Here is a 24,935-nt window from a genome sequence, read left to right on the forward strand (position 1 = left end):
GGAATCATCCCATGACGGAACAACGCATTATCCTGCTGACTGGTTGCTCGTCTGGAATCGGCGCCTATTGCGCGCGGGCGCTGAAGGCAGATGGATGGCGTGTCTTTGCAACGGTGCGCAAGGAAGAGGACCTGGCATCGCTGGAGGCCGACGGCATCGAAGCGCTTCTCCTCGACTACACCAGGCCGGAGACGATTTCCGCAACCGTTGCAACGGTGCGCGAGCGCACGGGCGACCGTATCGACGCCCTTTTCAACAATGGCGCCTACGGCCAGACCGGCGCCGTCGAAGACCTTTCGACCGATGTGCTGCGGGCGCAGTTCGAAACGAACTTCTTCGGCTGGCACGAGTTGACGCGCCAGATCATTCCGCTGATGCGCAAGCAGGGTCACGGCCGTATCGTCAATTGCTCGTCCATTCTCGGCCTGATCCCCTATCGCTTCCGCGGTGCCTATACCGCCTCGAAATTCGCCCTGGAGGGACTGACGATCACACTCCGGATGGAGCTGCAGGATAGCGGCATCCATGTGAGCCTGATCGAGCCCGGTCCGATTGCGACACGCTTCACCGCCAATGCACTCGCCAAGGTTCACGAGCATATCGACCTCGAAGGCTCTGTCCATGCCGCCGAATATCGGCGGCAGTTGCGGCGCCTGGATGGTTCCGGGCCGATCAACAAACATAAATTGGGCCCCGAAGCGGTCTATGATGTGCTAAAATCAGCTTTGAATGTGAGCAATCCACGCCCACATTATCTGGTAACGACACCCGCCAAGCAGGGTGTTCTCTTGAAAAGGCTATTGCCGGCTAATCTTTTCTATCGTCTGATGCGCCGGCTGGACTAGAGCAATCCAGGGAAAATTGCAGAGCGTTTTCCTCCGTGATTGCTCGGAAACGATGATATAGCGCAACTCCGAGCTTCCATGAAAAGCCGGGTTGCCGCGCAGACAAGGGTGGAGGAGCCATGTCGACCGTTACTTATGTTGCCGCCATCATTGTCATGGGCCTCGTCGCGATTGTTCTCATTCGCGGCCTGCTGAACATGATGAAAGGCGATAATCCCAATCTCTCGAACCGGCTGATGCAGCTGCGCGTTCTGCTGCAGGCAGTCGCGGTCATCCTGATCATGCTGACGCTGTGGCTGACAGGCGGCGGCCGCCCGGCCTAGAGCAATTCCAGGAAAAGTGCGGAGCAGTTTTCCGTCCGGAATTGTGCGAAAACAAAGGGATAGAGCGTTTCGCAATCCGAAGGTAAAGCGAAAAGGCTCTATCCGCAGGAAGACGATGGTCAAGCTCAACAAGATCTATACCAAGACCGGCGATGACGGCACCACGGGCCTCGTCTCCGGCCCGAGACGGCTGAAACACGATCTGCGCGTCGAAAGCTACGGCACCATCGACGAAACCAATTCCGCCATCGGCGTCGCGCGGCTGCACACCACCGATATGCCCGATCTCGACGCCATGCTGATACGCATCCAGAACGATCTCTTCGATCTCGGCGCCGATCTGTCGACACCTGAAACGGACGAACCGCCAGCCTATGAACCGTTGCGTATCGTCGATCATCAGGTCGAGCGCATCGAGCGCGACATCGATCTGCTGAATGCAGATCTTGAGCCTCTGAGGTCTTTCGTTCTACCCGCCGGGAGCGCGGCATCGGCCCATTTGCACCTTGCTCGCACGATTGCGCGTCGTGGCGAGCGCCTGATGGTGGCGCTTTCGCGCAGCGAAGGCGAGAGGGTCAGCCCGGCGGCACTGAAATACGTCAATCGGCTGTCCGATTTCCTGTTTGTCGCGGCGCGCCATGCCAATGATTGCGGGCGCGACGATGTGCTCTGGGTTCCCGGCCAGAATCGCTAACGGCCGGCCTGGTTTACTTACCATCGCCATATTGACGTTGACGTAAACGTTATTTATGCCTTTGGGGCAATTCGTCTCTCTGCGGCCTGGAAGCGTTGTAATTGGGAAAAAAACGCGTATCCATGTCGCCATTCGACAAATGGAGTGGCGCTAAACAGCGCATGCTCTCGGGCGGTCATGTTGAAGGAAGGATTCCATGAAGATACTGGTGCCAGTTAAGCGGGTTGTTGACTACAACGTTAAGATCCGCGTGAAGCCGGATGGATCTGGCGTTGAGCTGTCGAACGTGAAGATGTCGATGAATCCGTTCGACGAGATCTCGGTCGAAGAGGCGCTGCGTCTGAAGGAAGCCGGCAAGGCCGAAGAAGTGGTGGTCGTATCGATCGGACCTGCCAAGGCCGAAGAGACGCTGCGCACGGCACTCGCCATGGGCGCCGACCGCGCCATTCTCGTGGAAACCGACGATGCCGTTGAGCCGCTGGCCGTTGCCAAGATCCTCAAGGGTGTCACCGAAGCCGAACAGCCAGGCCTCATCATTGTTGGCAAGCAGGCGATCGACGACGACTCGAACCAGACCGGCCAGATGCTGGCGGCGCTGCTCGGCGCAGCGCAGGCAACCTTCGCCTCCAAGATCGAGATCGGTGACGGCAAGGCAAAGGTGACCCGCGAAGTCGACGGCGGTCTGCAGACCATCGAAGTCAAGCTGCCGGCCGTTGTCACCACGGACCTGCGCTTGAACGAGCCGCGCTACGCCTCGCTGCCGAACATCATGAAGGCCAAGAAGAAGCCGCTCGACAAGAAGTCGCCGGCCGATTTCGGCGTCTCCACCGAGCCGCGTCTGAAGGTTTTGAAGACCGAAGAGCCGGGCGGCCGCAAGGCTGGCGTCAAGGTCAAGTCGGTTGCAGAGCTCGTCGAAAAGCTCAAGACCGAAGCCGGCGTCCTGTAACCCAGTCCGAACGAGGAGTTAGACATCATGGCCATTCTTCTTCTGGCTGATCACGACAATGCCCACCTCTCCGACCAGACCGCCAAGGCGCTGACGGCTGCTGCCAAGATCGGCGGCGACGTACATGTGCTCGTCGCAGGCGCAGGCGCTAAGGCTGCAGCTGAACAGGCGGCAAAGTTGTCGGGCGTTTCCAAGGTGCTGGTTGCCGAGGATGCAAGCCTTGCCAACAATCTCGCCGAGCCTTTGGCAGCGCTGATCGTTTCGCTTGCCGGCGCCTATGACACCATCATCGGTGCAGCGACTTCGGTCGGCAAGAACGTGCTGCCGCGCGTTGCCGCCCTGCTCGACGTCGCCCAGGTCTCGGAAATCATCGAGGTGATCTCGGCCGACACCTTCAAGCGGCCGATCTATGCCGGCAACGCCATCCAGACCGTACAGTCGACCGACGCGAAGAAAGTCATCACCGTGCGTACAGCCTCCTTCGCGGCGGCAGATGCAAGCGGCAATGCGGCGATCGAGAGCGTATCGGCCGCTGCCGACCCGGCTCTTTCCTCCTTCGTCGGCGATGCACTGTCGACATCGGATCGTCCGGAACTGACCTCCGCCAAGATCATCATCTCGGGCGGCCGTGCGCTCGGCTCTGCGGAGAAGTTCAAGGAAGTCATCCTGCCCGTCGCCGACAAGCTCGGTGCCGCGGTCGGCGCCTCGCGCGCAGCCGTCGATGCCGGCTACGCCCCGAACGATTGGCAGGTCGGCCAGACCGGCAAGGTGGTTGCACCGCAGCTCTATATCGCTTGCGGCATCTCCGGTGCTATCCAACATCTGGCCGGCATGAAGGACTCGAAGGTCATCGTCGCCATCAACAAGGACGAGGAAGCGCCGATCTTCCAGATCGCCGACTATGGTCTCGTCGCCGACCTCTTCGAAGCGCTGCCGGAATTGCAAAAGGCGCTTTGATCGCGCCGATTATTTTTCTCGCAGTTGCGAGAGACTGGAAAATCGTCTCTTATAGGTCTATCAATCTTTGCCGGGCTAGAAATGGCCCGGCAAATTTAGGTTAAGAGCATAGCGCAAGGCCAGGAGCGCGCCGGGGAGTTGGCAATGAGTTCGCTGAAGACGATCGGTATTATTGGCGCGGGCCAGATGGGCTGTGGCATCGCCCACGTATCCGCCATGGCCGGCTACAAGGTTCACATCTACGATCTGTCGCAGGATCGCATCGAAAGCGGGCTTGCCACCATCAACGGCAATCTTGCGCGGCAGGTTACGTCAGGCAAGACCAGCGACGAGGACCGCAAGGCAGCGCTCGCCCGCATTACCGGCTCGAACGATCTCAACGATCTCGCCCAGGTCGACCTCGCCATCGAGGCCGCAACCGAAGACGAAAGCGTCAAGCGCAAGATCTACTCGCAGGTCTGCCCTGTGCTGAAGCCCGAAGCACTTCTCGCCACCAACACGTCGTCGCTGTCGATCACCCGTCTGGCCTCCGCCACGGATCGGCCGGAGCGCTTCATGGGCATCCACTTCATGAACCCGGTCCCGGTCATGAAACTGGTGGAACTGGTGCGCGGTATCGCAACCGATGAAACCACCTTCTCGGCTGCCAAGGAATATGTCAGCTCGCTGGAAAAGACGATCACCGTCGCGGAAGACTTCCCCGCCTTCATCGTCAACCGCATCCTGCTGCCTATGATCAACGAAGCGATCTACACGCTTTATGAAGGTGTCGGCACGGTCGACGCCATCGATACCGCCATGCGACTCGGCGCCAACCATCCGATGGGACCGCTGCAGCTCGCAGACTTCATTGGCCTCGATACCTGCCTGTCGATCATGCAGGTGCTGCACGACGGCCTGGCCGATTCGAAGTATCGCCCCTGCCCGCTCCTGGTGAAGTATGTCGAAGCCGGCTGGCTCGGCCGCAAATCCGGCCGCGGCTTCTACGACTATCGCGGCGAAGTGCCGGTTCCGACGCGCTGAGGGTGACGTGATAGAAAAGCCATACTCTCTGTGAAAGACTTAAGCCTTTCACAGAGAGTATGGCTTTTTGCTTCAAGCTGAGAATATATATGGCGCCAGAAGAATGTCGGAGGCTCGGCATGCGCGGTATATTTTATTTCCTTCTTACCTGTGTACTTCTCACAAGCAGCTCATACGCCGGAACCCTACCCCCAGACCGAGGGATTTATTGGGATTATAGTTGGAACTACGGCCTAGACGGCGCTTCTCTCGACAATCCCGACGCGGCCCTCGCCGACTTGAAAGCCATGGGCGTCAAACGGGTTCACATCTGGTTGAATGACCAGCCCCGGACGCAACGGGATATCCGATGCGACCAGACATTCGCTTACAGCAGCGACTGGAATCGGGAAAGAGCGGGCAAGTTCGTGGCGGCGCTGCAATCCGCCGGGTTTCATGTCGCATTGACGATCAGCCCTTGGGTGACGACGCAAACCTATCTTGATTCCCTTGCCCATGGCCCGCTTCTGATAGCCCGAGACGCAAAGAAGCCCGTCGATATCGAATATGATATGGAGGCGAACTGGACCGATGGCTTTCAGAAAGCGCTTGGCAAATCCTGTAAATCGCTGATCAATTCGCAGCAGGCGGAAGCAAAGCTCGTTGCGATGACAAGGGAGATATCTCCTCGCAGCCAGCTCGGATTAAGCGTTGCAGAGACTTATCTCAATAGCCACGGCGCATTGTTGAAAGGCAGCGATTGGATTTCGCCTCAGGCGTATCGCGCCGGTTCGGTAAGCGACATCTGGTCGGCTCTTCAAGCACACCATTATGAGCGCCCCGTTTGGTTTGCGATATCGGCGCAAACCAAGGGCTTTGACAAAGGTGAAGGCCCGGGACTGACGCGAGCGCAATTTGCCGCGGAGATCTCGGCCGTGGCCAGTTTGCAGCACAAGCACACGCGCCAGGTTCCCGGCTATCTCATATGGGGTCGCCGCGAAATAAACAGTCAGTTCAGCGACTATGGAAGCGACTACCTGCACGGCAATCAGTAGTCGCCACCAGTCGCCAACAGCCCCTTGAACAGCGCTCATAGCTTTTCGAGGAGCGAGATGAACCGACATCGGAGCTTCACCCGCCAAGACGACGAACGGAAGGCGTCAGATCCCCGCAGCCGCCTTCACCAGCTTCTTGGCGTCGTCGCTATCCCAAGCGGCTGGGCTGTTCATTGCCGAAATCAGGCAGCCCTTGTCGTCGACGAGTAGCGTCACCGGAAGACCGAAAGCCAGCCCCTGCTTCTTCAGCACGTTGAACACGCCCATGGTGTTGTCACGGTAATGGCCGAGCTTGTCGATGGCATATTCCGTGCGGAACGCCTTGGTTTTTTCCTCGTCGCCGGTATCGATATTGACGGCGACCACTTCGAACTTGTCGCCTCCGACGCTCTTCTCCAGCGCGTTCAATGCCGGCATTTCCTCGCGGCATGGCACGCACCATGTCGCCCAGACATTCAAGAGTAGCGTCTTGCCGGCAAAGCTCGCGACCGTCAGCGGCTGCCCCTCCGGCCCCTTGAAGGCGATGTCGCGGAGCGAGACCGGCGCGGGCGGGGCGCTCATCGCGGCGACTTGCCCCTTGGTGAAAGGCGTCAGCGCCGCGCCGCGATCCTTGGCCGCCGCGCATTGATCGGCGGAGGCCGTTTCACCAATGCCATTGCCATACCCCGCCTCCTTCACGTATACCGCTGCCGCACCGGCAATGACCCCAGCGACGGCGGCAAACAGAACGAGTTTCATGGACGGCAGACCGAACGGCTTCTTTGCTGTCATTACATTCTCCAGGTGGGCATCTCATGACTGACGGCACGGACACCAAATCCTCCAACCAGATGTGGGGCGGGCGTTTCGCTTCCGGCCCCGCGGCGATCATGGAGGAGATAAATGCCTCGATCGGTTTCGACAAGAAGCTGTTTGCACAGGATATCCGCGGCTCAATCGCGCATGCAGGCATGCTCGCCCATCAAGGCATCATTTCGACCGAGGATAAAGACAAGATCGTTCACGGCCTGAACACGATCCTGTCAGAGATCGAAAGCGGCAATTTCGAGTTCTCGCGCCGCCTCGAAGACATCCACATGAACATCGAGGCACGGCTTGCGACCCTGATCGGCCCCGCCGCCGGACGCCTGCACACCGCCCGCTCGCGCAACGACCAGGTGGCGCTCGATTTCCGCCTCTGGGTGAAGGAAGAGCTGCAGAAGTGCGAGCAGGCATTAACCGAGCTGATCGCAGCTTTCCTCGACCGCGCTGAAGAACATGCCGAAACCGTCATGCCGGGTTTCACCCATCTGCAGACGGCACAACCCGTCACCTTCGGCCATCATTGCATGGCCTATGTCGAAATGTTCGGCCGCGACCGTTCGCGCGTGCGCCACGCCATCGAGCACATGGATGAATCCCCAATCGGCGCTGCCGCCCTTGCCGGCACCGGCTTCCCGATCGACCGTCATATGACGGCCAAGGCTCTCGGCTTCCGCGAACCGACCCGCAACTCGATCGACACCGTCTCCGACCGCGATTTCGCCATCGAGTTCCTGTCGATAGCGGCGATTGCCGGCATGCATCTGTCGCGCCTCGCCGAAGAGATCGTCATCTGGTCGACGCCGCAATTCGGCTTCGTGCGCCTGTCGGACGCCTTCTCCACTGGCTCCTCCATCATGCCACAGAAGAAGAACCCGGACGCAGCCGAGCTCGTTCGCGCCAAGACCGGCCGCATCAACGGCTCGCTGATCGCCCTGCTGACGATCATGAAAGGCCTGCCGCTCGCCTATTCCAAGGACATGCAGGAAGACAAGGAACAGGTCTTCGACGCCGCAGAAAGCCTCGAACTGGCGATTGCCGCCATGACCGGCATGGTACGCGACCTGACGATCAATACCGCCCGCATGAAGGCTGCTGCCGGCTCCGGCTATTCGACCGCGACGGACCTTGCCGATTGGCTGGTGCGCGAAGCGGGCCTGCCCTTCCGCGATGCTCACCATGTCACGGGACGCGCCGTAGCACTCGCAGAAAGCAAATCCTGCGAGCTGGCGGAGCTTTCGCTTGCGGACCTGCAGGCGATCCATCCCGATATCACCGACAAGATCTTCGACGTCCTGACGGTCGAGGCGTCGGTCGCCAGCCGCAAGAGCTTCGGCGGCACGGCACCTTCCGAAGTGCGCAAGCAGATCGCGTTCTGGCGAGCTCGCAACTGAAAAGACTAGAGCGCCGCGCTTCCTTTCGGAAGCGCAAAGGACGCTCTATCTATTTGAATCTACGCATCAGGCTTTCCGAGAATCGATGCCGATTTTCGGGCCGATGCTGTACCGAAACCGCACTCCAACAATCAGGGTGCACAAGACGCGGAAACTTCGCTAAGAAGGGTGACTTTCGCGTTCTGTCGCCCAAGAGGATTTCGATGCAGATCAACATGCCGCATATCATCCGCATGACCGTGGTGCTTTCGGTCATCGGCCTTGCCGTCGTCGGATGTGGCCGCAAAGGCGATCTCGACCCGCCGAGTGTTCATGCGACGAAGGGCGGCGATAGCAGCAAGGCGACCAAACAGCCAGGCACCGAAGACAAGAAGTTTTTCCTCGATCCGCTTCTCTAATTAGGCATCGGCCGTGAACCATTTTCAGTATCGCGATGGCATCCTCTACGCTGAGGATGTCCCGGTTCCAGAGATCGCCAAGGCGGTCGGCACCCCGTTCTATGTCTACTCCACCGCGACGCTGGAGCGGCATTACCGGGTCTTCTCCGAAGCGTTCGACGATGTCGACGCCATGGTGTGCTACGCCATGAAGGCCAATTCCAACCAGGCAGTGCTGAAGACGCTCGGCCGCCTCGGCGCTGGCGTCGACGTGGTTTCCGTGGGTGAGCTGCGCCGTGCATTGGCCGCCGGAATCCCGGCAGGCCGCATCATGTTTTCCGGCGTCGGCAAGACCGCACAGGAAATGGACGTCGCGCTCGAAGCCGGCATCTACTGCTTCAACGTCGAATCCGAGCCCGAGCTGGAAGTACTGAACCAGCGCGCCGTCCGCGCCGGCAAGATCGCCCCCGTTTCCTTCCGCATCAACCCCGATGTCGATGCCCGCACCCATGCGAAGATTTCGACCGGCAAGAAGGAAAACAAGTTCGGCATTTCCTGGGAGCGGGCGCGTGACGTGTACAACCGCGCCGCTAGCCTGCCGGGGATCAAGGTTACCGGTATCGATATGCATATCGGCAGCCAGATTACCGAACTTCAGCCTTTCGACGACGCCTTCAAGCTGCTGCGCGATCTCGTGGAAACGCTGCGCGGCGATGGCCATGACATTCATCACGTCGATATCGGCGGCGGCCTCGGCATTCCCTATCGCGACGACAACAATCCGCCGCCCCTGCCGGAAGCCTATGCGCATATCGTCAAGAACCAGCTGCGCGGCCTCAACTGCCGGATCGTCACAGAGCCCGGTCGCCTGATCGTCGGCAATGCCGGCATTCTCGTCACCGAGGTCATCTATGTGAAGGATGCAGGCGACAAGAGCTTCGTCATCGTCGACGGCGCGATGAACGACCTGATCCGCCCAACACTCTACGAGGCCTATCACGAGATCCGCCCGGTTGCGCTCGACGATGCCAATGCCCCACGCATCAAGGCAGACGTCGTTGGCCCCGTGTGCGAAACCGGCGACTATCTGGCGCTTGACCGTGACATGGCCGCGCCGAAGCCCGGCGATCTCCTCGCCGTCAGCTCGGGCGGCGCTTACGGGGCCGTACAGGCCGGCACCTACAACAGCCGGCTTCTCGTTCCGGAAGTGCTGGTGAAGGGCAGTGAATTCCACGTTATCCGCCCGCGCGGCACCTACGAGGAGTTGATCGCGCTGGATTCCATTCCCGCCTGGCTCGAGGGATAGTCGGCTTGTTCCACGGATTCGGGCGGGAACAAACTATCCCGTCCGACCCTGCCGAAACGATCACGTTTCGGCGAAGTGCGATGAAAAAACAGCCTTTCATGGCGCTTGCCCTCGTCTTCGCCACAAAGAATGTTATCTTTGTTCAATTGGTCTCTAGCCGGGCGCCGCGAGCATGGACGTGTGGGACGCCCGGCCATAGTCAACAGGCAATTTGAGCATTTCGAGGAAAAGTGCGTAGCGGTTTTCCGTCCGGAATGCATAAACAAGCAGGACGCCAATATATCTTCGCATTTCGAGGAATTGTGAAAATATATTGGCCATCAACGTCAGATCGGGAGTAGACCGGACCGATGACCAGCCCTAGCAACCCTAAGAAGGGTGCTTTCGCTACCCGTCCGGCGCTGGCGCGCATGGTTGCGGTCAAGCGTCTGTTTGCTCAGATCGTGCTGGTCTCGGAGCAGCTTCTGCCGCGGCTATTGTTGCCGGCATCCATTCTTGCGCTGTTCCTCTCTGCCGCATGGTTCGGCATTTTCCGCATCGCGCCGGATGTTCTGCGTTTCTCGCTGCTCGCCGTCTTCGTTGTCGGTTTCGTTTTCTCCCTCAACCCGCTGCGCGGCCTGCGTCGGCCGACGATCGCCGAAGCCGACCGGCTTCTGGAGGAACGCAACGGCCTTGCGCATCAGCCCGTCACCGTGCAGGAGGACGAGCCGGCGCTCGACACCCCCTTCGCCCGAGCACTTTGGCGCGAACACCAGACCCGCATGGCGGAGCGCATTGCCGCACTGGATGCCGGCCTGCCCCGACCGGATATTGCGCGCTACGACCGTTTCGCCCTGCGCGCCATTCCGGCTTTGCTGCTGGTGACGGCCTTCAGCTTTTCGATGTCCAACAGCGGCGGCTCGCTGAGCGACGTCTTCACACCGCCGGCTTCCATGTCGAGCAATCCGGATGTCCGTGTCGATGCCTGGGTCACGCCGCCCTACTATACGGGCGAGGCGCCGGTCTATCTCACCGGCAATGTCGCCAATGCCAGCGATAACCTCAACGTGCCACAATTCTCCGAGCTGACGGTGCGTGTAACCGGCACCTCCGCAGATGAAAAAGTCCTGTTCCAGACGGCAGGCACCGACAAGGGAATCGAAGTTCCGGAACAGACGACCAACGCCGAAAAGCAGGCGTCGACGACCGGCAGCAGTCCCGCCGCCGCGCAACTCGCAGCTCCTGGCAATGTCGTTTCCCCTGCCGCTGACGGGATGATTTCCCGTACCCATGTCCTGAAACTGGAAAAAGCCGGCTCCCTGACCGTCAACGGCCGGTCATGGACCTTCAATGTGGTCGTCGACAAGCCGCCCGAGATCGCCTTTGACGGCATTCCGCATGCGTCTGCCAGCGGCGCCCTGGAACTCGGCTTCCGGGTCAAGGACGATTACGGCGTCGAAGAAGCCCATGCCGAGATCGTGCCGGTGGAGTCCGATGCGGCAGCCACCCCGCTCTACGGCCTTCCCGAATACAAGCTTGACGTTCCCCGTCGCGACCGCCGCAACGGCAAGGGCCTGGCAAGCCACGACCTGACGCAGGATCCGCTTGCCGGCAAGCGCGTTCGCCTCACGCTTGTCGCCAAGGACGGCGCAGGACAGACCGGCCGCAGCGCTCCCTATGAAATGGTACTTCCCTCACGCAATTTCAGCCAGCCACTGGCGGCTGCCGTTGCCGAAGAGCGCCAGGTCTTCGCCCTCGATACCCGCAAGATGCCGGAGGCGATCGAGCTCAACAAGTCGCTGACCATTCGCCCGGAAGAAGCCATTCCCGGCCTCGGCAATTTCCTGGCGATCAAATCCGCGCTGACGCGCATGAAGCTCGCAAGTGGTGACGCTTCGCTGAAGGATGCGGCCGATTATCTCTGGCAGATCGCACTCGGCATGGAAGACGCACAGCTGACCGATGCGGAAAAGGCGCTGCGCGACGCACAGCAGAAGCTCTCCGACGCCCTGCAGCGCAATGCCTCCGATGCGGAAATCAAGAAGCTCACCGACGAACTCCGCAAGGCGATGAACGCCTATATGAAAGAACTGGCCGAGCGCATGCGCAACATGCCGGCTCAACCTAACCAGCGCTCCGCCAACATCCTGCGCCAGCAGGACCTGCAGCGCATGATGGACCAGATCGAAAACCTTGCCCGCTCCGGGAATCGCCAAGCGGCGCAACAAATGCTCTCCGAGCTGCAGCAATTGATGAACAGCCTGCAGGCCGGCAAGCCGCAACCCGGACAGCAGCAGCAGGGCCAGGCGAATGACAAGATGCGCGAGCAGATGGACAAGCTCGGCCGCATCATGCGCGACCAGCAGAAGCTGATGGACCAGACTTTCAAGCTCGATCAGGCCATGCGCGACCGCATGCAGCGCGGCGATTCCAACGAGGACGGCGACGGCTTGATGGACCAGCCGCTACCCAACCTCGGTGACCAGGCGCGGCCGGACATGGGGCAACGCAACCAGGCTCAGCAGGATCCCCAGCAAGACCAGAATCAGAAAGGTCAGAAGGGCAACGACCCGACCGATGGTATGACAGCCGATCAGCTGCGCGACGCACTGAAACAATTGCGCCAGCAGCAGGACGATCTCGCAAAGCAGCTCGGCGAACTCCAGAAAAACCTCGGCTCGCTGGGTATGAAGCCGAACCAGAATTACGGCAAGGCTCAGCAGGAAATGAAGGGCGCATCAGGCCAGCTGACTGAAGGCAACGGCGAAGGCGCCGTGCAGGGCCAGGGGCGTGCACTTGACGCTTTGCGCAAGGGCACCCGCGACATGATGAACCAGTTGATGGCGCAGATGCAGCAACAGGGCCAAGGTCAGGGCCAAATGCCAGGCTCAACGGGTCCAAAGGGTCAGAACGACCGTGATCCGCTGGGCCGACCGCTGGATGGTCCCATAGATCATCCTGACAGAGAGATGGTCCCGAATGTCATCGATGCCCAACGCGCCCGCCAAATCCTCGACGCAATACGCGAACGGTTAAGCGACAATCCTACCTTGAGCGACGAACGGCGCTATCTCGAACGACTGCTGAATCTGGGTCAGTAGGACAAGCGGGAACGGCTTGGATCAATCTCAAGAGAGACGCCCGGAGCCATCCGTCCGGACATGCGTCAACGCGAAGCGCTGGAACGGATCAGCGCTTCGAAGCTTGTCATCGAGAATATTTGCAGGAAAAGCGCGCCGCCGTGTTTCGTCCGGCATGCGCAGAAATAATAGCTAGGACGTTGTCGCGATTCGAGGAAACGTCGAAAAGCCTTAGGCAGCCAATGCGCGTGCAACGGCCTTACGGATATCTGGCAGTGCAAATGGCTTGGCGACGACATCGACGATTTTTTCCATCAGGTCGTCGGCACGCTCGCGCTGCTCAGCATAGCCGGTCATCAGCAGGATCTTCATCCCTGGGCATGTCGAATGCGCCTGGTGCGCAAGCTCGATGCCGTCCATGACCGGCATGCGGATATCCGAAAGAAGCAGGTCGTAACCGCCCTCCCGCAGCTTTTCCAAACCTTCGGCGCCATCGGCGGCCTCTTCGGTCTCGTGGCCGTCCAGGCGCAGCGCGCGTGCGACGAAGGTGCGAAGCGAATCTTCGTCTTCCGTGATCAGAATTTTTGCCATGGCCCAATGCTCCTGGTCCGTCATGTTCCGCGACCGAAATCACCAGAATTCCGTTTGCGATAGGTAAACGACAGGGGGCGATTGGGCTCCGTGGTTAATGAGTCGTCATCACTGGAGCAGAATGGGACAGCCGTGACAGCTGTCTCCGTTAACGTCGATTCAGGAGGTAGCGTCGCCGGTGACGACGCCGACGAAGGGCAGTTCGCGGAAGGCATAAGCCACGTCCATGCCATATCCGACAACGAAATAATCCGGGCATTCGAAGCCGACATAGTCCGCTTCCAATTCCTCTTGGCGCTTCACGCTCTTGTCGAGCAGCACGGCCAGGCTGACGTGGCGAGCACCGCGCTCATAGAGCAGTTCCTTGGCGAAACGCAGCGTGCGGCCCGATTCCAGAATATCGTCGATCAGCAGAACGTCGCGATCCTTAACGTCGCTGTCGATGTCCTTGACGATGCGCACGCCCTGCGAGGTCGTGCCGGCGCCATAGCTGGAAAGAGTGATGAATTCGACCTCCGGAGCAAGGCCCGTCTCGTGCAGCGCACGCAACAGATCGGCTGCGAAAATGAAGGAGCCCTTGAGGACTGCGATGACGAGGAGATCCTTCGTCGGCCCGCTGGCGATTTGCTTCGCCATGGTTTGATTGCGCTCAGCAATCTGCTCGGCAGTGAAAAGCGGCTCGATATTTTTCCCGCGTACGACAGGCATTGATTGGCATGCTCCATGGCTTTGCGGCCCTTGGCCGCCGATCAAGCTCTAGCCCGTAGCACAATCAGCAAGCCCGACACACCCCCAGAGTCGGATGATTCTAGGCCGATTCGACCTAAAATCCGATTCCACCCGGGATTCGAATGGCTACCTCGCAGTATCGCCCGAAAACTGGCGACACTTTTCGGCATCATGCCTTAAGGCATGAACGAGAGCCGAACATCCGGCGTTTTTCCGCCGGGATGCTGCAATCGCGTCGAGAATCCACGACTTTCGTGTGGCCCGAGCCGGTCGATCGAAACATTCACGACAACGCTTCTGACCAGATGATCACCGGCAAAAAGATTGGCGCGGACCTGCGGAACGGAAAGCGTCGCGCCGCTGGCATTCTCGACAATGCCGTTCAATGTCAGCACCCGCAGGCCGTTTTCATCACGCGGCGTCAGCGTCACATGCGAAAATTGCAGCGGCTCCCCGTTCGGGTCGATCGGGGCGCTGGAGAGACCGGAAAATCCACCGGAGAGACCGAAGATCAGCACGGCGAGCGAGACGATGAGCGCGACGAAACTCCGGCGCGAAGCCTGCTGCAGAATATTCTCGATAGATCGGAATGCAGCCAGGATGCGTGAAAGCCAGTTCGAACGTGTCGGTCGCAGCCGCTGCCTTGTTTCGGCCGGCCGCTCATAGCGCATGTTGACGCCAGAGGTGCCTCGGTTACGGCCACCGGATACCGTGACGAACTCGGCATCGACGATGTCCGGTTTCGGCGCAAAGCGATGTACCTGGCCGGCCCCTTGTCCGCGTTCTGGCGGGATAAGGTCATAAACCAGCTCCGCCCGCTGCTGACGGTGGCGAAAAGCGCCCATGATGACCTCCCGTTTCGGTGATCCACATGGTTTCGACGCCCATTCCTAGTCTGGGCATTGAAACGAATCCCGCCCAGTCGTAAATTTTATTGGTTAATGTTTCGCAAAGATCGCCATGAATCGGGCGCCTTTCCAGAAAAATTTACCGGCTGTTAACGCCAGTGGTTAACAAGTCGCCTGATTGAACACTGCGGAAGACTGGACTGCCCGTTGATTCACTTTGAGAACGTCGGTTTGCGCTACGGCATGGGTCCGGAAATCCTCCGCGACCTGAGCTTCGACATTCCGAGAAAATCGTTCCAGTTCCTGACCGGCCCCTCAGGCGCCGGCAAGACCACGCTGTTGCGACTGCTGTTCATGTCGCTGCAGCCGACCCGTGGGCTGATCCGCATGTTCGATCGCGAGATTTCGTCGATCCCCCGCAACGAACTGCCGCTGCTGCGCCGCCGCGTCGGCATTGTCTTTCAGGATTTCCGGCTGCTCGAGCATCTGACCACCTACGAAAACGTCGCCCTGCCCCTGCGCGTACGCGGCAAGGACGAAAGCTCCTATCGCACCGACGTGCTGGAGCTGCTCAAATGGGTCGGCCTTGGCGAGCGCATCAATGTGCTGCCGCCGGTGCTGTCAGGCGGCGAGAAGCAGCGCGCCGCGATTGCCCGTGCCCTCATAGACCGTCCTGAAATCCTGCTCGCCGACGAGCCCACGGGCAACGTCGATCCGCCGATGGCACGCCGGCTGCTCAATCTGTTTCTGGAGCTCAATCGTCTCGGCACCGCTGTCGTCATCGCGACGCACGACCTCGCGTTGATGGACCAGATCGAAGCCAGGCGCATGATCTTGTCGGGAGGGCATCTCGATATCTATGACTGAGCAAGCTCCCCGCAGGAACAGCCCGAACGCAAAAGCTCCGCAGCCGCAGCAGGCGTCGACCGGCCAGCAGCCGGAGCGCAAGCGCCCGGAGATGCGCGTGCGCCCGACTGGACCGATCGTGCCCTCCTCGAATATCCAGGGCAACGCGCTGATCGTCGTCATCGCCATCATGGCCTTTCTCGCCTGCCTGACGCTCGGCGCGGTCAGCATGGTGCGGGCAACGGCCGCCAGCTGGGAAAGCCAGATTTCCCGCGAGATCACGATCCAGATCAAGCCGGACGACAATCTCGATATGGACAAGGCGCTGGCGAGCGCCCGCGATATCGCGCTCAGCTTCGTCGGCACGAAGTCGGGCCAGATCGTCGATGAGGCGGCCACCGCCCGCCTTCTCGAGCCTTGGCTCGGCGCCGGCCTCGACATAAAGGAACTGCCGGTTCCACGCCTCGTCATCGTCACCATCGACGAGACGCATCCGCCGGATTTCGAAGCCATGCGCAGCCTGCTGAAGGCCCAGATCCCGCAGGCGACGCTGGATGACCATCGCACCTGGGTCGACCGGCTCGTCTCGATGGCTCATACGACGGTTCTCATCGGCACCGGCGTTCTGCTGCTGGTCTTCACGGCCATGGTGCTGACCGTGGTTTTCGCAACACGCGGAGCACTGTCGGGCAACAGGCATATCGTCGAAGTACTGCACTTCGTCGGCGCCGAAAGCACCTTCGTCGCCACGGAATTCCAGAAGCATTTCCTGAAAATCAGCCTCAAGGGATCGGCGGCGGGCAGCGCGCTCGCAGCCTTCTTCTTCGCCAGCGCCGGCTTCCTGCAGAGCCGCACGATCGCCACACCGCAAACCGACCAGGCAACTGCCCTTTTCGGCACGTTTTCGGTCGGTGCGCTCGGCTATCTCGGCATTCTCGCGACGATGATCGTCATTGCGCTGCTCACGACACTGACGGCGCGTTTCACCGTGATGCGCACGATTTACGAGATCGATCTGATCCGTTCCGACCCCGGCAGATCGGACAGTGTGCAGAATTGATAACGCAGTGATGATTTTTTGCCGATCGGCAGCCCGTTCCTTGCCGCAATTGTCGTATAATGACGAATCATGAGCATGGATCTGACGACTCGCAAGACCGTGAGTTCGCAGCCGTTGCGGGAGCGTTCCCGCAGCGACAGGCCCGTGCGGCGTAGTCTGATCCGCCGTCTTTTGCGCTGGGGAGGCTTCGCCTTCATTTTCTTCGTCGCCATTGTTTTCGGCGGCTTCCTGCATTTTGTCGATTCGATCACCACGATGAAGCCGCCGCTCGATCCGAAGGCGGATGGCATCGTCGTGTTGACGGGCGGTTACCAGCGCATCGATCAGGCTGTGGAACTGCTGCGCTCCGGCGCCGGCAATCGTTTGCTGATCTCAGGCGCACATCCGACCACGACGCCGTCCCAGATCCGCAAGCTGACGCAAAGCTCGGTCGATCTATTCAGCTGCTGCGTCGACATCGGCTACGACGCGCTCGACACCATCGGCAATGCCCGCGAAGCGGCAAAGTGGATCCACGCCAAGGGCTACAAGAGCGTCCTCGTAGTCACAAACAACTACCACATGCCCCGAAGCCTGGCGGAACTGAAATATGTCGACCCGTCGACCGATTTCATTCCCTACCCTGTCGTCAACTCCGACTTGAAAGCCAAGAACTGGTTTACGGATCCGAACGCGCTGCGCACCATGATCTCGGAATATGCCAAGGTCCTTCTCGCCGGCGCTCGCAACCTGACGGGCCTTGGACGTCCTACCGGCTTGCGATCACGCCAGCCGCTCGACGACGACGATTAGAGCTTGGAGCCGCGAAAGCGAGCATGCGCCGACTTTTTATTGACGACGTAATCGTGTAGGCAAACCTTCGGATACCGGCGCAGGCCGGTGCATTGGGAAAGCCTCGATGATTACATTGCGTTCGATTCTGTTCAACGTAGCCTTCTATGCCAATCTGATCATTCGCATGATCGTTTTGACGCCCATCTATTTCCTGATGCCGCGCAAGGCGGCCTACGCAATCCCCAAGGCATGGGCGAAGTCCAGCACCTGGCTGATGGAAAAGATCGTCGGCACGACTTTCGAGATCGAGGGCCTCGAGAACATCCCGAAAGGCAGCTATATCTTTGCGCCGAAGCACCAGTCCTTCTGGGATACCTTCGCGCTGCTCCCCTATCTCGACGACCCCGTCTATATCCTCAAGCGCGAGCTGATGTGGATCCCGCTGTTCGGCTGGTATGCCGGCAAGCAGCGAATGATCCCGGTGGATCGCAGCGCGCGCGGCAAGGTGATGTTCGACGTACTGAAGCGCACGCGCGAAGAACTCGCTACCGGCCGCCAGCTGATCATCTATCCGGAAGGCACGCGCCGCCCGCCGGGCGCCGAGCCTGTCTACAAATATGGCATCGCCCGCATGTATCGCGACCTCGGAATTCCCGTCGTCATGGTTGCCATGCACCCCGGCCTGTTCTGGCCTCGCCGCACCTTCCGCAAATATCCCGGCCACCTCAAGGTGCGCATCCTGCCGCCGATCGAGCCGGGGCTGGACCCGGATGTCTTCTTCGCGCGGCTGATCGAGGAGACGGAAAGGGCAAGCGACGAATTGCTGGTCGAAACCATCGCCGATAACCCGCATCTTCCCATCCCGCCGACAGCCGCCCGACGTCTGGCGGAAATCGGCAAGGCAAAGGTAGCGGCGGCGGCTGTTTAACACCCGCCGTGCAGAAGGGAGCAGCGGCATTGCGCCGGATAGGCGTCAATCACGATGCTTCCCGCATCCGCTCCACTTCATCGACAACATGCTCAAGCCATTGATCGCGAATGCCCATCTGGCGCAGATGCGCCAGCGTATTGAAGACGTAGGCATCGTTCGGACCGGATTGGCCGCTGGCTGATTCGACGATATGCGCGGCCTCGATAGCATCGAGCGCACCGGCATATTGCCTGTGGTTGCGGTCGACGACATAGGCGACAGCGGTCACCCGCCGCCCGTCGGCAAGCCTGATCGGCAGCGTCTTTTCCAGATAGACATTGGTGACGAGTTCGCGCTCTCGCAGATACGCGATCACCTCGTCCCAAGCGGAGGCTAGAATGCGAAAAGCCATGCCACGGCAGGACCCGCCGCGATCGAGCCCAAGCACCAGGCCGGGGCTCTCTTCGCTGCCGCGATGGACCCAGGAACGGACGCAGAGCGAACGACGATAACCGAAAATCAGGGCCTCGGCCCGCTCGTCATAATCAAAGCCCGGATTCCACATGAGGGATCCGTAGCCAAATACCCAAAATTCGTCCATATCCAACGCCAAATCACTATGAAGCTTCAGTACAACCATTGGAGAACAACATGGCAGCGTCAAGCCAGAGCGTAGCAACCGGCCGAGGCAAACGTCTTTGGCTCGTTCTGCTCGGTCTGTTGGTCGTCCTCGCCGCGCTCTATACCGGGGGATGGTATTACGCGACCGGCTTCGTAAGATCCAACGTTCTGAAGGCGCTCGGCCAGCAGAACAGCGCCGGCATTGCAGGCAAATGCGAGAACATGGCTTTCAACGGCTTCCCCTTCTCCATCGGGCTGACCTGCGACACGGTGACGGTAGACAACCAGACCAGAGGCGTCTCGGCCAACTTCGACATGCTGAGCGCATCGGCACCGGTGTTCCAGCCCAACCACGTCAACTGGAGCCTCAAGTCGCCGGCAGAATTGCGCACGACCGAGGGCCTGACGGTATCGGCGGAATGGACGGATCTACAATCAAGCCTTGTTGCCAAAGGTCGCGGCGTCGCGCAGAGCCAGGCCGTCATAAACGGGCTGAAGGCAGCCATCGTCTCGTCCTTCACAGGCCAGAGCGCCAACCTGACCGCCGCCCGCACTGAAATGCACGCGAGCCAGAACGGCGACGATCTGGATTTCGCGATCGGCATCGAAAACGCCAACGCGGTGATAAAGGACTTCCCGCAGACGCTGCCCACCGCTTCGACCAGCGCCAACCTGACGCTATCGGGCAAGGCGGGATTGCTCGACGGCAGCGATCGCGAAGGCCTTCACGGCGCCGCGGGTGTCCTGCACCAAGCCGTCATCGACATCGGCGACGGCCGCGTCATGACGCTCTCCGGCCCCTTCAATTTCGACGAGGACGGCTTGTTGTCCGGCCAGTTCAAGCTTGAGATCAATCAAATCGGTCCTTGGGGCGATAGTCTGAGCACAACGCTTCCCGCCGCGAAGAACATCATCAAGACGGCAACGAAGATGCTGAGGGCTCTGGCCAGCGGCGCCGACAAGGTCTCCGTCGATCTGACGGCTGATCGCGGTCGCCTCTCGCTCAGCGGCTTCATTCCGCTCGGCAAAATTCCGCCGATCTGAACTCAGAAGCACACTTGGGAAACGTACAGGCCGGTTCTCCGTCCGGAGTGCCTAGGAAGTAAGAGGATGGAGCGTTTCTGCGATTCTAGGGAAAAGCGCAAACACCTTATGCCTCAGGCGTGCCCGAGATGTCCTTCAGGAAGAATATCTCCGGGCTCGACTGGAAAATACGAAGATCGATGCTCCCTGCGGCCTTGAACCCATTGCGGCGATGCCAAGCCTGAGGCTCGGCTTCCGCCCATTCGCTTGAGGTCATCAGGTGCTGCGCGCCTTCTCCCACCATGGCCCTTTCCCAGGCCCGAAAGAGAGCCGTACCCGCGCCGGAACGCTGTAGCGAAGGCAGTACGCGGATCATGTCCATATAGGGTATCTTGCCCCAGAAGCGGCTGAATCGCAGGAAGCCGGCGAGTTCACCATCAAGCTCGACAACGAAATATTCTTCGAACTGGATGCAGCGCTTGATCCAATCATCGCTCGCATCATCGTGCTCGATGAGCCAAGGCAAATCTTCGGAGCGCCCGCGTCTGACGATCATGAGCGCCCCTCCGTCGCGTAAGGCTGCCTATTCCTTCGTATCCAGGGCATGACGGCCGAAATCCGGCGCGTCGACGTCCTGACCGGCCTCGACGATCGAACGGCGGATGGCGCGGGTACGGGTGAAGAGTTCGAAAATCTTGTCGCCCTCACCCCAGCGGATCGCCCGCTGCAGCGATGCGAGATCTTCCGAAAAGCGCGACAGCATTTCGAGGATCGCATCGCGATTGTGCAGGCAGACGTCACGCCACATGGTCGGATCGGATGCGGCAAGGCGGGTAAAATCGCGGAAGCCGGAGGCCGAATATTTGATGACTTCCGACTCGGTCACCGTCTCCAGATCATCGGCGGTGCCGACGATATTGTAGGCGATGAGATGCGGCAGATGCGAGACGATCGCCAGCACCTTGTCATGGTGTTCCGGGTCCATCTCGTCGACACGGGAACCCAAGGTTTCCCAGAAATCGCGCAGCGTCTTGATCGCGGCTTCGTCGGTGCCCGGAACTGGCGTGAAGATGCACCAGCGCCCCTTGAACAATCCGGGAAAGCCGGCATCAGGCCCTGATTTCTCCGTGCCGGCCAACGGGTGGCCTGGAATGAAGTGCACGTTGGATGGCATATGCGGCTGTATCTGCGCAATGACCGACGCCTTGGTCGAACCGACGTCGGTCACGATGGCGCCCGGCTTCAGATGAGCAGCAATTTCCCTAGCGACGCTCTCCGAGGCTCCCACAGGCACCGAGACGATGACGAGGTCGGCACCCTTGACCGCTTCGGCCGAGGACGGCGTATAACGGTCGCCCAGTTTCAGCTCCTCGGCGCGCTTCAGCGTTTCGGTGCTGCGCGTCGAGATCACCACTTCCTTGGCAAGGCCAAGCCGCTTGAGGTCATGAGCGATGGAGGAGCCGATCAGGCCGATGCCGATCAGCGTGATGCGATCGAACTTGATGCTGCTCATGCCTTGCGTCCCATAAACTCCGTTAGCGCATCGATGAAGCCGAGATTGGCTTCTTCGGTGCCGATGCTCATACGCAGCGAATTCGGGAAGCCATAGGCGCGCACAGCGCGCACGATGTAGCCGCGGCTGGTGAGAAAATCGTCAGCCTCGACGGCGCGCTTGCCATCGACATCGGGGAAATGGATGAGAACGAAGTTGGTAACCGACGGCGTGACCTTGAGACCAATGGCTTCAAGCGCAGCCGTGACCTTCTCGAGCCACTGCAAATTGAATGCGACTGTGTCAGCCGTGAAGGCCTGGTCGCGAACGGCAGCAGCTCCGGCGGCAATCGCGGCGCTGTTCATGTTGAACGGACCGCGCACACGGTTGACGGCGTCGATGATATCGACCGGCGCGTACATCCAGCCGACGCGCAATGCCGCAAGCCCATAGACCTTCGAGAAGGTACGGGTCATCACGACGTTCTGGTTGGCCGAAACGAGCTCGAGGCCGGCTTCGTAATCGTTGCGGCGGACATATTCGGCATAGGCGGCGTCGAGCACGAGGATGACATACTTCGGCAGGCCTGCCTGCAACCGGCGAATTTCGCTAACCGGGACATAGGTGCCGGTCGGGTTGCCGGGATTGGCGATGAAGACCATCTTGGTCTTTTTGGTAACGGCAGCAAGGATCGCATCGACGTCGACGGTGCAATCCTTCTCCTTGACGGTGACGGGCGTCGCGCCGGCGGCCATGATCTGGATCTTGTAGACCAGGAATCCATGCTCGGTGATGATGCCTTCATCGCCCGTGCCGAGGTAGGTGTGGCAAAGCAGGCCCAGCAGCTCGTCGGAACCATTGCCGCAGATGATATTGGCGATGTTCAGCCCGTGTACGTCGGCGATCGCCTGACGCAGCTCCTTGGCCTGACCGTCAGGATAACGCTCCAGCTGGCCGGCAGCCGCACGGAAGGCTTCGATGGCCTTGGGGCTGGCGCCAAGCGGCGTCTCGTTGGAAGAGAGCTTGAAGACGCGCTCGACGCCCGGCGCATGCTCCTTGCCCGGCACATAGGCAGCGATATCGAGAATACCGGAACGCGGGACGGGCTTGCTCATTTCCATGCTCATGGGATCGACCTTGTAAAGGGGCGGAAAATTCCGTCTTGAAACACCCCGTCGCATTAAAGCGGAAACGCGGTTTTGTCGAGGGTCAGCGCCGCATCGATCGTATCAGGCGCCGTCGCGCGTCGTCGGAATACCGCGCGGTGCAAGGACAGGCACGAAGACGCGGCGCGATGCGCGCACGGCGACAGGCAGGCCCTGATAGAGCCGCTTCTGCGCCTCGACGATGATGACCCCGGAAAAAGCCGGCCAGAGCGTACGGCCGACCCTTTCGAAGGCGCGGCGTAGGCTCAGAATGGTGCGCAGTTTGGAAGGCGGGAAGAACAGCGCTTCCGCTGTCGCACCGGGCGTGAAATTGGTTTCCCTGAGCAGCGAGGTCAGCTGGCCGCGCGAATAGGGCCGGCCGGAGCCGAAGGGCGTGTGCTCCATGCGCGCCCAGACGCCTCGGCGGTTCGGCACCGCGATGACAAGACGGCCGCCCGGCGCCAGCACACGCCAAAGCTCTTTCAGCGTCTCCCGCGGGCTCTCGGCGAATTCGAGCGAATGCACCATCAGCACCCGGTCGATCGAGCTGTCGGGCAGCGGCAGCTCTTCGTCGAATATCAGCGCCGTGGACGATGCGGAGCCCAGCGGCCAGTTCACCGCGCCCTGCCCTGCCGGCATGAAGGCAAAGGTGCGCTCGGTATCGGCGCGGAAGCGGTCGAGATAGGGAACGGCGTAGCCGAGGCCGACAAGCCGCTCTTCCGGCATGCGCGCCCAGATGGAGGAAAGCGCCATGGCAATCGACTGCTCCGCCAAACGGCCGAGCTCGGAATGATAAAACTGGCGGAGATCGACAATATCGGCGTGCATCGAACAAATGTTATCAGCCGAGCGTTGGACTTCAAGGCCGAACGACTTACATTCTCTACCAACGTAAAAGACGAGGACGATTTCAATCATGAAACCATTGGAATTAGAGATATTTATCTGCCGTTCCGACAATTACGGCGTCTTGGTCCATGATCCGGAAACCGGGCAGACGGCATCGATCGACGCTCCGGACGCAAATGCGATCCTGAAGGCGGCCGAGCGTCGCGGCTGGACGCTTAGCCACATCCTGACGACCCATCATCACACCGACCACGTCGAAGGCAATCTGGCATTGAAGGAGCAGTTCGGCTGCGAGATCATCGGCCCGATCAATGAAGCCGTCGCTATTCCGGGCCTCGATCGCGCCGTCGGTGACGGCGACACCTTCGAGTTCGCCGGTCATACGGTCAATGTCATAGAAACGCCCGGCCATACCGCCGGTCATATCTGCTATCACTTCGCCGACGACAAGCTGCTCTTTGCCGCCGACACGCTGTTTGCGCTCGGCTGCGGCCGCCTGTTCGAGCGCACGCCAGCCGACATGTGGGCTTCGCTGCAAAAGCTGGCCATGCTGCCCGATGAGACGGCCGTCTATTTCGGCCATGAATACACGCTCTCCAATGCTCGCTTCGCACTGAGCATCGACCCCGACAACGAACGGCTGCGGGCGCGCGCGGCCGATATCGAGGCGCTGAGGGCCGCCGGCAAGTTCACCATCCCGACAACGCTGGCGCTGGAGAAGGAAACCAACCCGTTCCTGCGCGCCGCCGATCCCTCGATCCGTCGCAACCTGCTGATGGAAACTCGCGGCAACGACGAAGTCTTCGCCGAGATCCGTAAGCGCAAGGACAATTTCTGATGCAGGTGAAAGAGATCATCGAAACGCTTTCGATGCAGCGGCATCCGGAAGGCGGCTGGTACGTGGAAACGTTTCGCGACGAAAATGGCGGCGCACGCGGCCATTCCACCGCGATCTACTATCTGCTCGAAGCCGGCGAGCGCTCGCATTGGCACCGGGTGCGCGATGCAGCCGAGATCTGGCATTACTATGCCGGTGCACCGCTTGCACTGCATCGTTCCGCCGACGGCAAAGCCAGCGAGACGCTGGTGCTCGGCCTCGATCTCGCAAAGGGCGAACGGCCGCAGGCCATCATTCCGACCAACTGGTGGCAATCGGCAGAAAGCCTCGGCGAATTCACGCTTGTCGGCTGCACCGTCGCGCCCGGTTTCGAATTCTCGAGCTTCGAGATGGCACCGCCGGACTGGAAACCAGCCTCAAGCTGAACCCCTTACCTTTCGTTGATATCAC

The 24,935-nt window shown here is 60.3% G+C and carries 27 protein-coding genes; 18 read left to right on the forward strand and 9 right to left on the reverse strand.

Going from position 1 to position 24,935, the window contains the following annotated elements; translation table 11 throughout:
• Positions 1–11: 11 nt before the first annotated feature.
• The 7 genes from GGD46_RS27755 (at position 12) to GGD46_RS27785 (ending at position 5,822) form a co-directional block, all read left to right on the forward strand.
• Positions 12–845, forward strand: coding sequence for an SDR family oxidoreductase (locus tag GGD46_RS27755; RefSeq protein ID WP_184709944.1), 834 nt, complete (start codon positions 12–14; stop codon positions 843–845).
• A 119-nt stretch (positions 846–964) separates the two neighbouring features.
• A complete protein-coding gene (locus GGD46_RS27760; protein ID WP_015341309.1) occupies positions 965–1,168 on the forward strand; it encodes a twin transmembrane helix small protein in 204 nt (67 codons plus the stop codon).
• A gap of 115 nt (positions 1,169–1,283) precedes the next feature.
• The gene (locus tag GGD46_RS27765) at positions 1,284–1,862 is read left to right on the forward strand and encodes a cob(I)yrinic acid a,c-diamide adenosyltransferase (RefSeq protein ID WP_184709946.1); all 579 of its coding nucleotides are present in this window, start codon (positions 1,284–1,286) and stop codon (positions 1,860–1,862) included.
• 196 nt (positions 1,863–2,058) lie between these two features.
• Positions 2,059–2,808 (forward strand): electron transfer flavoprotein subunit beta/FixA family protein, encoded by a 750-nt coding sequence (locus tag GGD46_RS27770; RefSeq protein WP_184709948.1) that lies wholly within the window; start codon positions 2,059–2,061, stop codon positions 2,806–2,808.
• A gap of 27 nt (positions 2,809–2,835) precedes the next feature.
• The gene (locus GGD46_RS27775; protein ID WP_184709950.1) at positions 2,836–3,765 is read left to right on the forward strand and encodes an electron transfer flavoprotein subunit alpha/FixB family protein; all 930 of its coding nucleotides are present in this window, start codon (positions 2,836–2,838) and stop codon (positions 3,763–3,765) included.
• A 144-nt stretch (positions 3,766–3,909) separates the two neighbouring features.
• A complete protein-coding gene (locus tag GGD46_RS27780) occupies positions 3,910–4,788 on the forward strand; it encodes a 3-hydroxybutyryl-CoA dehydrogenase (protein ID WP_184709952.1) in 879 nt (292 codons plus the stop codon).
• Positions 4,789–4,907: 119 nt separating this feature from the next.
• Positions 4,908–5,822, forward strand: coding sequence for a hypothetical protein (locus GGD46_RS27785; protein WP_184709954.1), 915 nt, complete (start codon positions 4,908–4,910; stop codon positions 5,820–5,822).
• Positions 5,823–5,927: 105 nt separating this feature from the next.
• Here the strand turns inward: GGD46_RS27785 and tlpA are convergent, their stop codons facing one another.
• On the reverse strand, positions 5,928–6,593 hold the full coding sequence (gene tlpA / locus GGD46_RS27790; RefSeq protein WP_184709956.1) for a thiol:disulfide interchange protein TlpA: 666 nt from the start codon (positions 6,591–6,593) through the stop codon (positions 5,928–5,930).
• A gap of 23 nt (positions 6,594–6,616) precedes the next feature.
• On the opposite strand from tlpA, the gene argH reads away from it, so the two are divergent.
• From argH to GGD46_RS27810, 4 genes are all read left to right on the forward strand, one after another.
• On the forward strand, positions 6,617–8,017 hold the full coding sequence (gene argH, locus GGD46_RS27795; RefSeq protein WP_184709958.1) for an argininosuccinate lyase: 1,401 nt from the start codon (positions 6,617–6,619) through the stop codon (positions 8,015–8,017).
• Positions 8,018–8,220: 203 nt separating this feature from the next.
• Positions 8,221–8,415 (forward strand): LPS translocon maturation chaperone LptM, encoded by a 195-nt coding sequence (gene lptM, locus GGD46_RS27800; RefSeq protein ID WP_184709960.1) that lies wholly within the window; start codon positions 8,221–8,223, stop codon positions 8,413–8,415.
• Between the two features lie 13 nt (positions 8,416–8,428).
• A complete protein-coding gene (gene lysA, locus GGD46_RS27805; RefSeq protein WP_184709962.1) occupies positions 8,429–9,700 on the forward strand; it encodes a diaminopimelate decarboxylase in 1,272 nt (423 codons plus the stop codon).
• Positions 9,701–10,050: 350 nt separating this feature from the next.
• Positions 10,051–12,780: a TIGR02302 family protein gene (locus tag GGD46_RS27810; protein ID WP_184709964.1), complete on the forward strand. Its 2,730-nt coding sequence runs from the start codon at positions 10,051–10,053 to the stop codon at positions 12,778–12,780.
• A 210-nt stretch (positions 12,781–12,990) separates the two neighbouring features.
• On the opposite strand, the gene GGD46_RS27815 is transcribed toward GGD46_RS27810, so the two are convergent.
• From GGD46_RS27815 to GGD46_RS27825, 3 genes are all read right to left on the reverse strand, one after another.
• Complete coding sequence (locus tag GGD46_RS27815; protein ID WP_184709966.1) at positions 12,991–13,350, reverse strand: response regulator; 360 nt, start codon at positions 13,348–13,350, stop codon at positions 12,991–12,993.
• A 159-nt stretch (positions 13,351–13,509) separates the two neighbouring features.
• Positions 13,510–14,058: a hypoxanthine phosphoribosyltransferase gene (gene hpt / locus GGD46_RS27820; RefSeq protein WP_184709968.1), complete on the reverse strand. Its 549-nt coding sequence runs from the start codon at positions 14,056–14,058 to the stop codon at positions 13,510–13,512.
• A 197-nt stretch (positions 14,059–14,255) separates the two neighbouring features.
• On the reverse strand, positions 14,256–14,924 hold the full coding sequence (locus GGD46_RS27825; RefSeq protein ID WP_184709970.1) for an FxLYD domain-containing protein: 669 nt from the start codon (positions 14,922–14,924) through the stop codon (positions 14,256–14,258).
• 210 nt (positions 14,925–15,134) lie between these two features.
• Between GGD46_RS27825 and ftsE the strand changes: the two genes are divergently transcribed.
• The 4 genes from ftsE (at position 15,135) to GGD46_RS27845 (ending at position 18,535) form a co-directional block, all read left to right on the forward strand.
• Entirely contained in the window at positions 15,135–15,794 is a 660-nt protein-coding gene (gene ftsE / locus GGD46_RS27830) for a cell division ATP-binding protein FtsE (RefSeq protein WP_015341323.1), read from the forward strand.
• A gap of 91 nt (positions 15,795–15,885) precedes the next feature.
• Entirely contained in the window at positions 15,886–16,833 is a 948-nt protein-coding gene (locus tag GGD46_RS27835) for a cell division protein FtsX (protein ID WP_184710034.1), read from the forward strand.
• Positions 16,834–16,908: 75 nt separating this feature from the next.
• Positions 16,909–17,625, forward strand: coding sequence for a YdcF family protein (locus GGD46_RS27840; protein WP_409527718.1), 717 nt, complete (start codon positions 16,909–16,911; stop codon positions 17,623–17,625).
• Between the two features lie 106 nt (positions 17,626–17,731).
• Positions 17,732–18,535 carry a lysophospholipid acyltransferase family protein gene (locus GGD46_RS27845; protein ID WP_184709974.1) on the forward strand — a complete coding sequence of 268 codons (804 nt, stop codon included), beginning with the start codon at positions 17,732–17,734 and terminating at the stop codon, positions 18,533–18,535.
• A 49-nt stretch (positions 18,536–18,584) separates the two neighbouring features.
• Here GGD46_RS27845 and GGD46_RS27850 read toward each other — a convergent pair whose 3' ends face one another.
• Positions 18,585–19,118 carry a gamma-glutamylcyclotransferase gene (locus tag GGD46_RS27850; protein WP_184709976.1) on the reverse strand — a complete coding sequence of 178 codons (534 nt, stop codon included), beginning with the start codon at positions 19,116–19,118 and terminating at the stop codon, positions 18,585–18,587.
• A gap of 50 nt (positions 19,119–19,168) precedes the next feature.
• On the opposite strand from GGD46_RS27850, the gene GGD46_RS27855 reads away from it, so the two are divergent.
• Positions 19,169–20,182 carry a DUF2125 domain-containing protein gene (locus GGD46_RS27855; RefSeq protein ID WP_184709978.1) on the forward strand — a complete coding sequence of 338 codons (1,014 nt, stop codon included), beginning with the start codon at positions 19,169–19,171 and terminating at the stop codon, positions 20,180–20,182.
• Between the two features lie 106 nt (positions 20,183–20,288).
• Here the strand turns inward: GGD46_RS27855 and GGD46_RS27860 are convergent, their stop codons facing one another.
• From GGD46_RS27860 to GGD46_RS27875, 4 genes are all read right to left on the reverse strand, one after another.
• Complete coding sequence (locus GGD46_RS27860) at positions 20,289–20,717, reverse strand: GNAT family N-acetyltransferase (protein ID WP_184709980.1); 429 nt, start codon at positions 20,715–20,717, stop codon at positions 20,289–20,291.
• Between the two features lie 27 nt (positions 20,718–20,744).
• Positions 20,745–21,674, reverse strand: a complete 930-nt coding sequence (locus GGD46_RS27865) for a prephenate/arogenate dehydrogenase family protein (RefSeq protein WP_184709982.1) — start codon at positions 21,672–21,674, stop codon at positions 20,745–20,747.
• On the reverse strand, positions 21,671–22,780 hold the full coding sequence (gene hisC / locus GGD46_RS27870; RefSeq protein ID WP_184709983.1) for a histidinol-phosphate transaminase: 1,110 nt from the start codon (positions 22,778–22,780) through the stop codon (positions 21,671–21,673). The genes GGD46_RS27865 and hisC overlap by 4 nt, the downstream gene beginning before the upstream one ends.
• A 102-nt stretch (positions 22,781–22,882) precedes the next feature.
• A complete protein-coding gene (locus GGD46_RS27875) occupies positions 22,883–23,626 on the reverse strand; it encodes a class I SAM-dependent methyltransferase (protein ID WP_184709985.1) in 744 nt (247 codons plus the stop codon).
• Between the two features lie 88 nt (positions 23,627–23,714).
• Between GGD46_RS27875 and gloB the strand changes: the two genes are divergently transcribed.
• The gene (gene gloB / locus GGD46_RS27880; RefSeq protein WP_184709987.1) at positions 23,715–24,485 is read left to right on the forward strand and encodes a hydroxyacylglutathione hydrolase; all 771 of its coding nucleotides are present in this window, start codon (positions 23,715–23,717) and stop codon (positions 24,483–24,485) included.
• Entirely contained in the window at positions 24,485–24,910 is a 426-nt protein-coding gene (locus GGD46_RS27885; protein ID WP_184709989.1) for a cupin domain-containing protein, read from the forward strand. The genes gloB and GGD46_RS27885 overlap by 1 nt, the downstream gene beginning before the upstream one ends.
• The last annotated feature ends 25 nt before the right edge of the window (positions 24,911–24,935 follow it).

Source organism: Martinezella lusitana (assembly GCF_014207095.1).
Taxonomy (GTDB): domain Bacteria; phylum Pseudomonadota; class Alphaproteobacteria; order Rhizobiales; family Rhizobiaceae; genus Rhizobium; species Rhizobium lusitanum_B.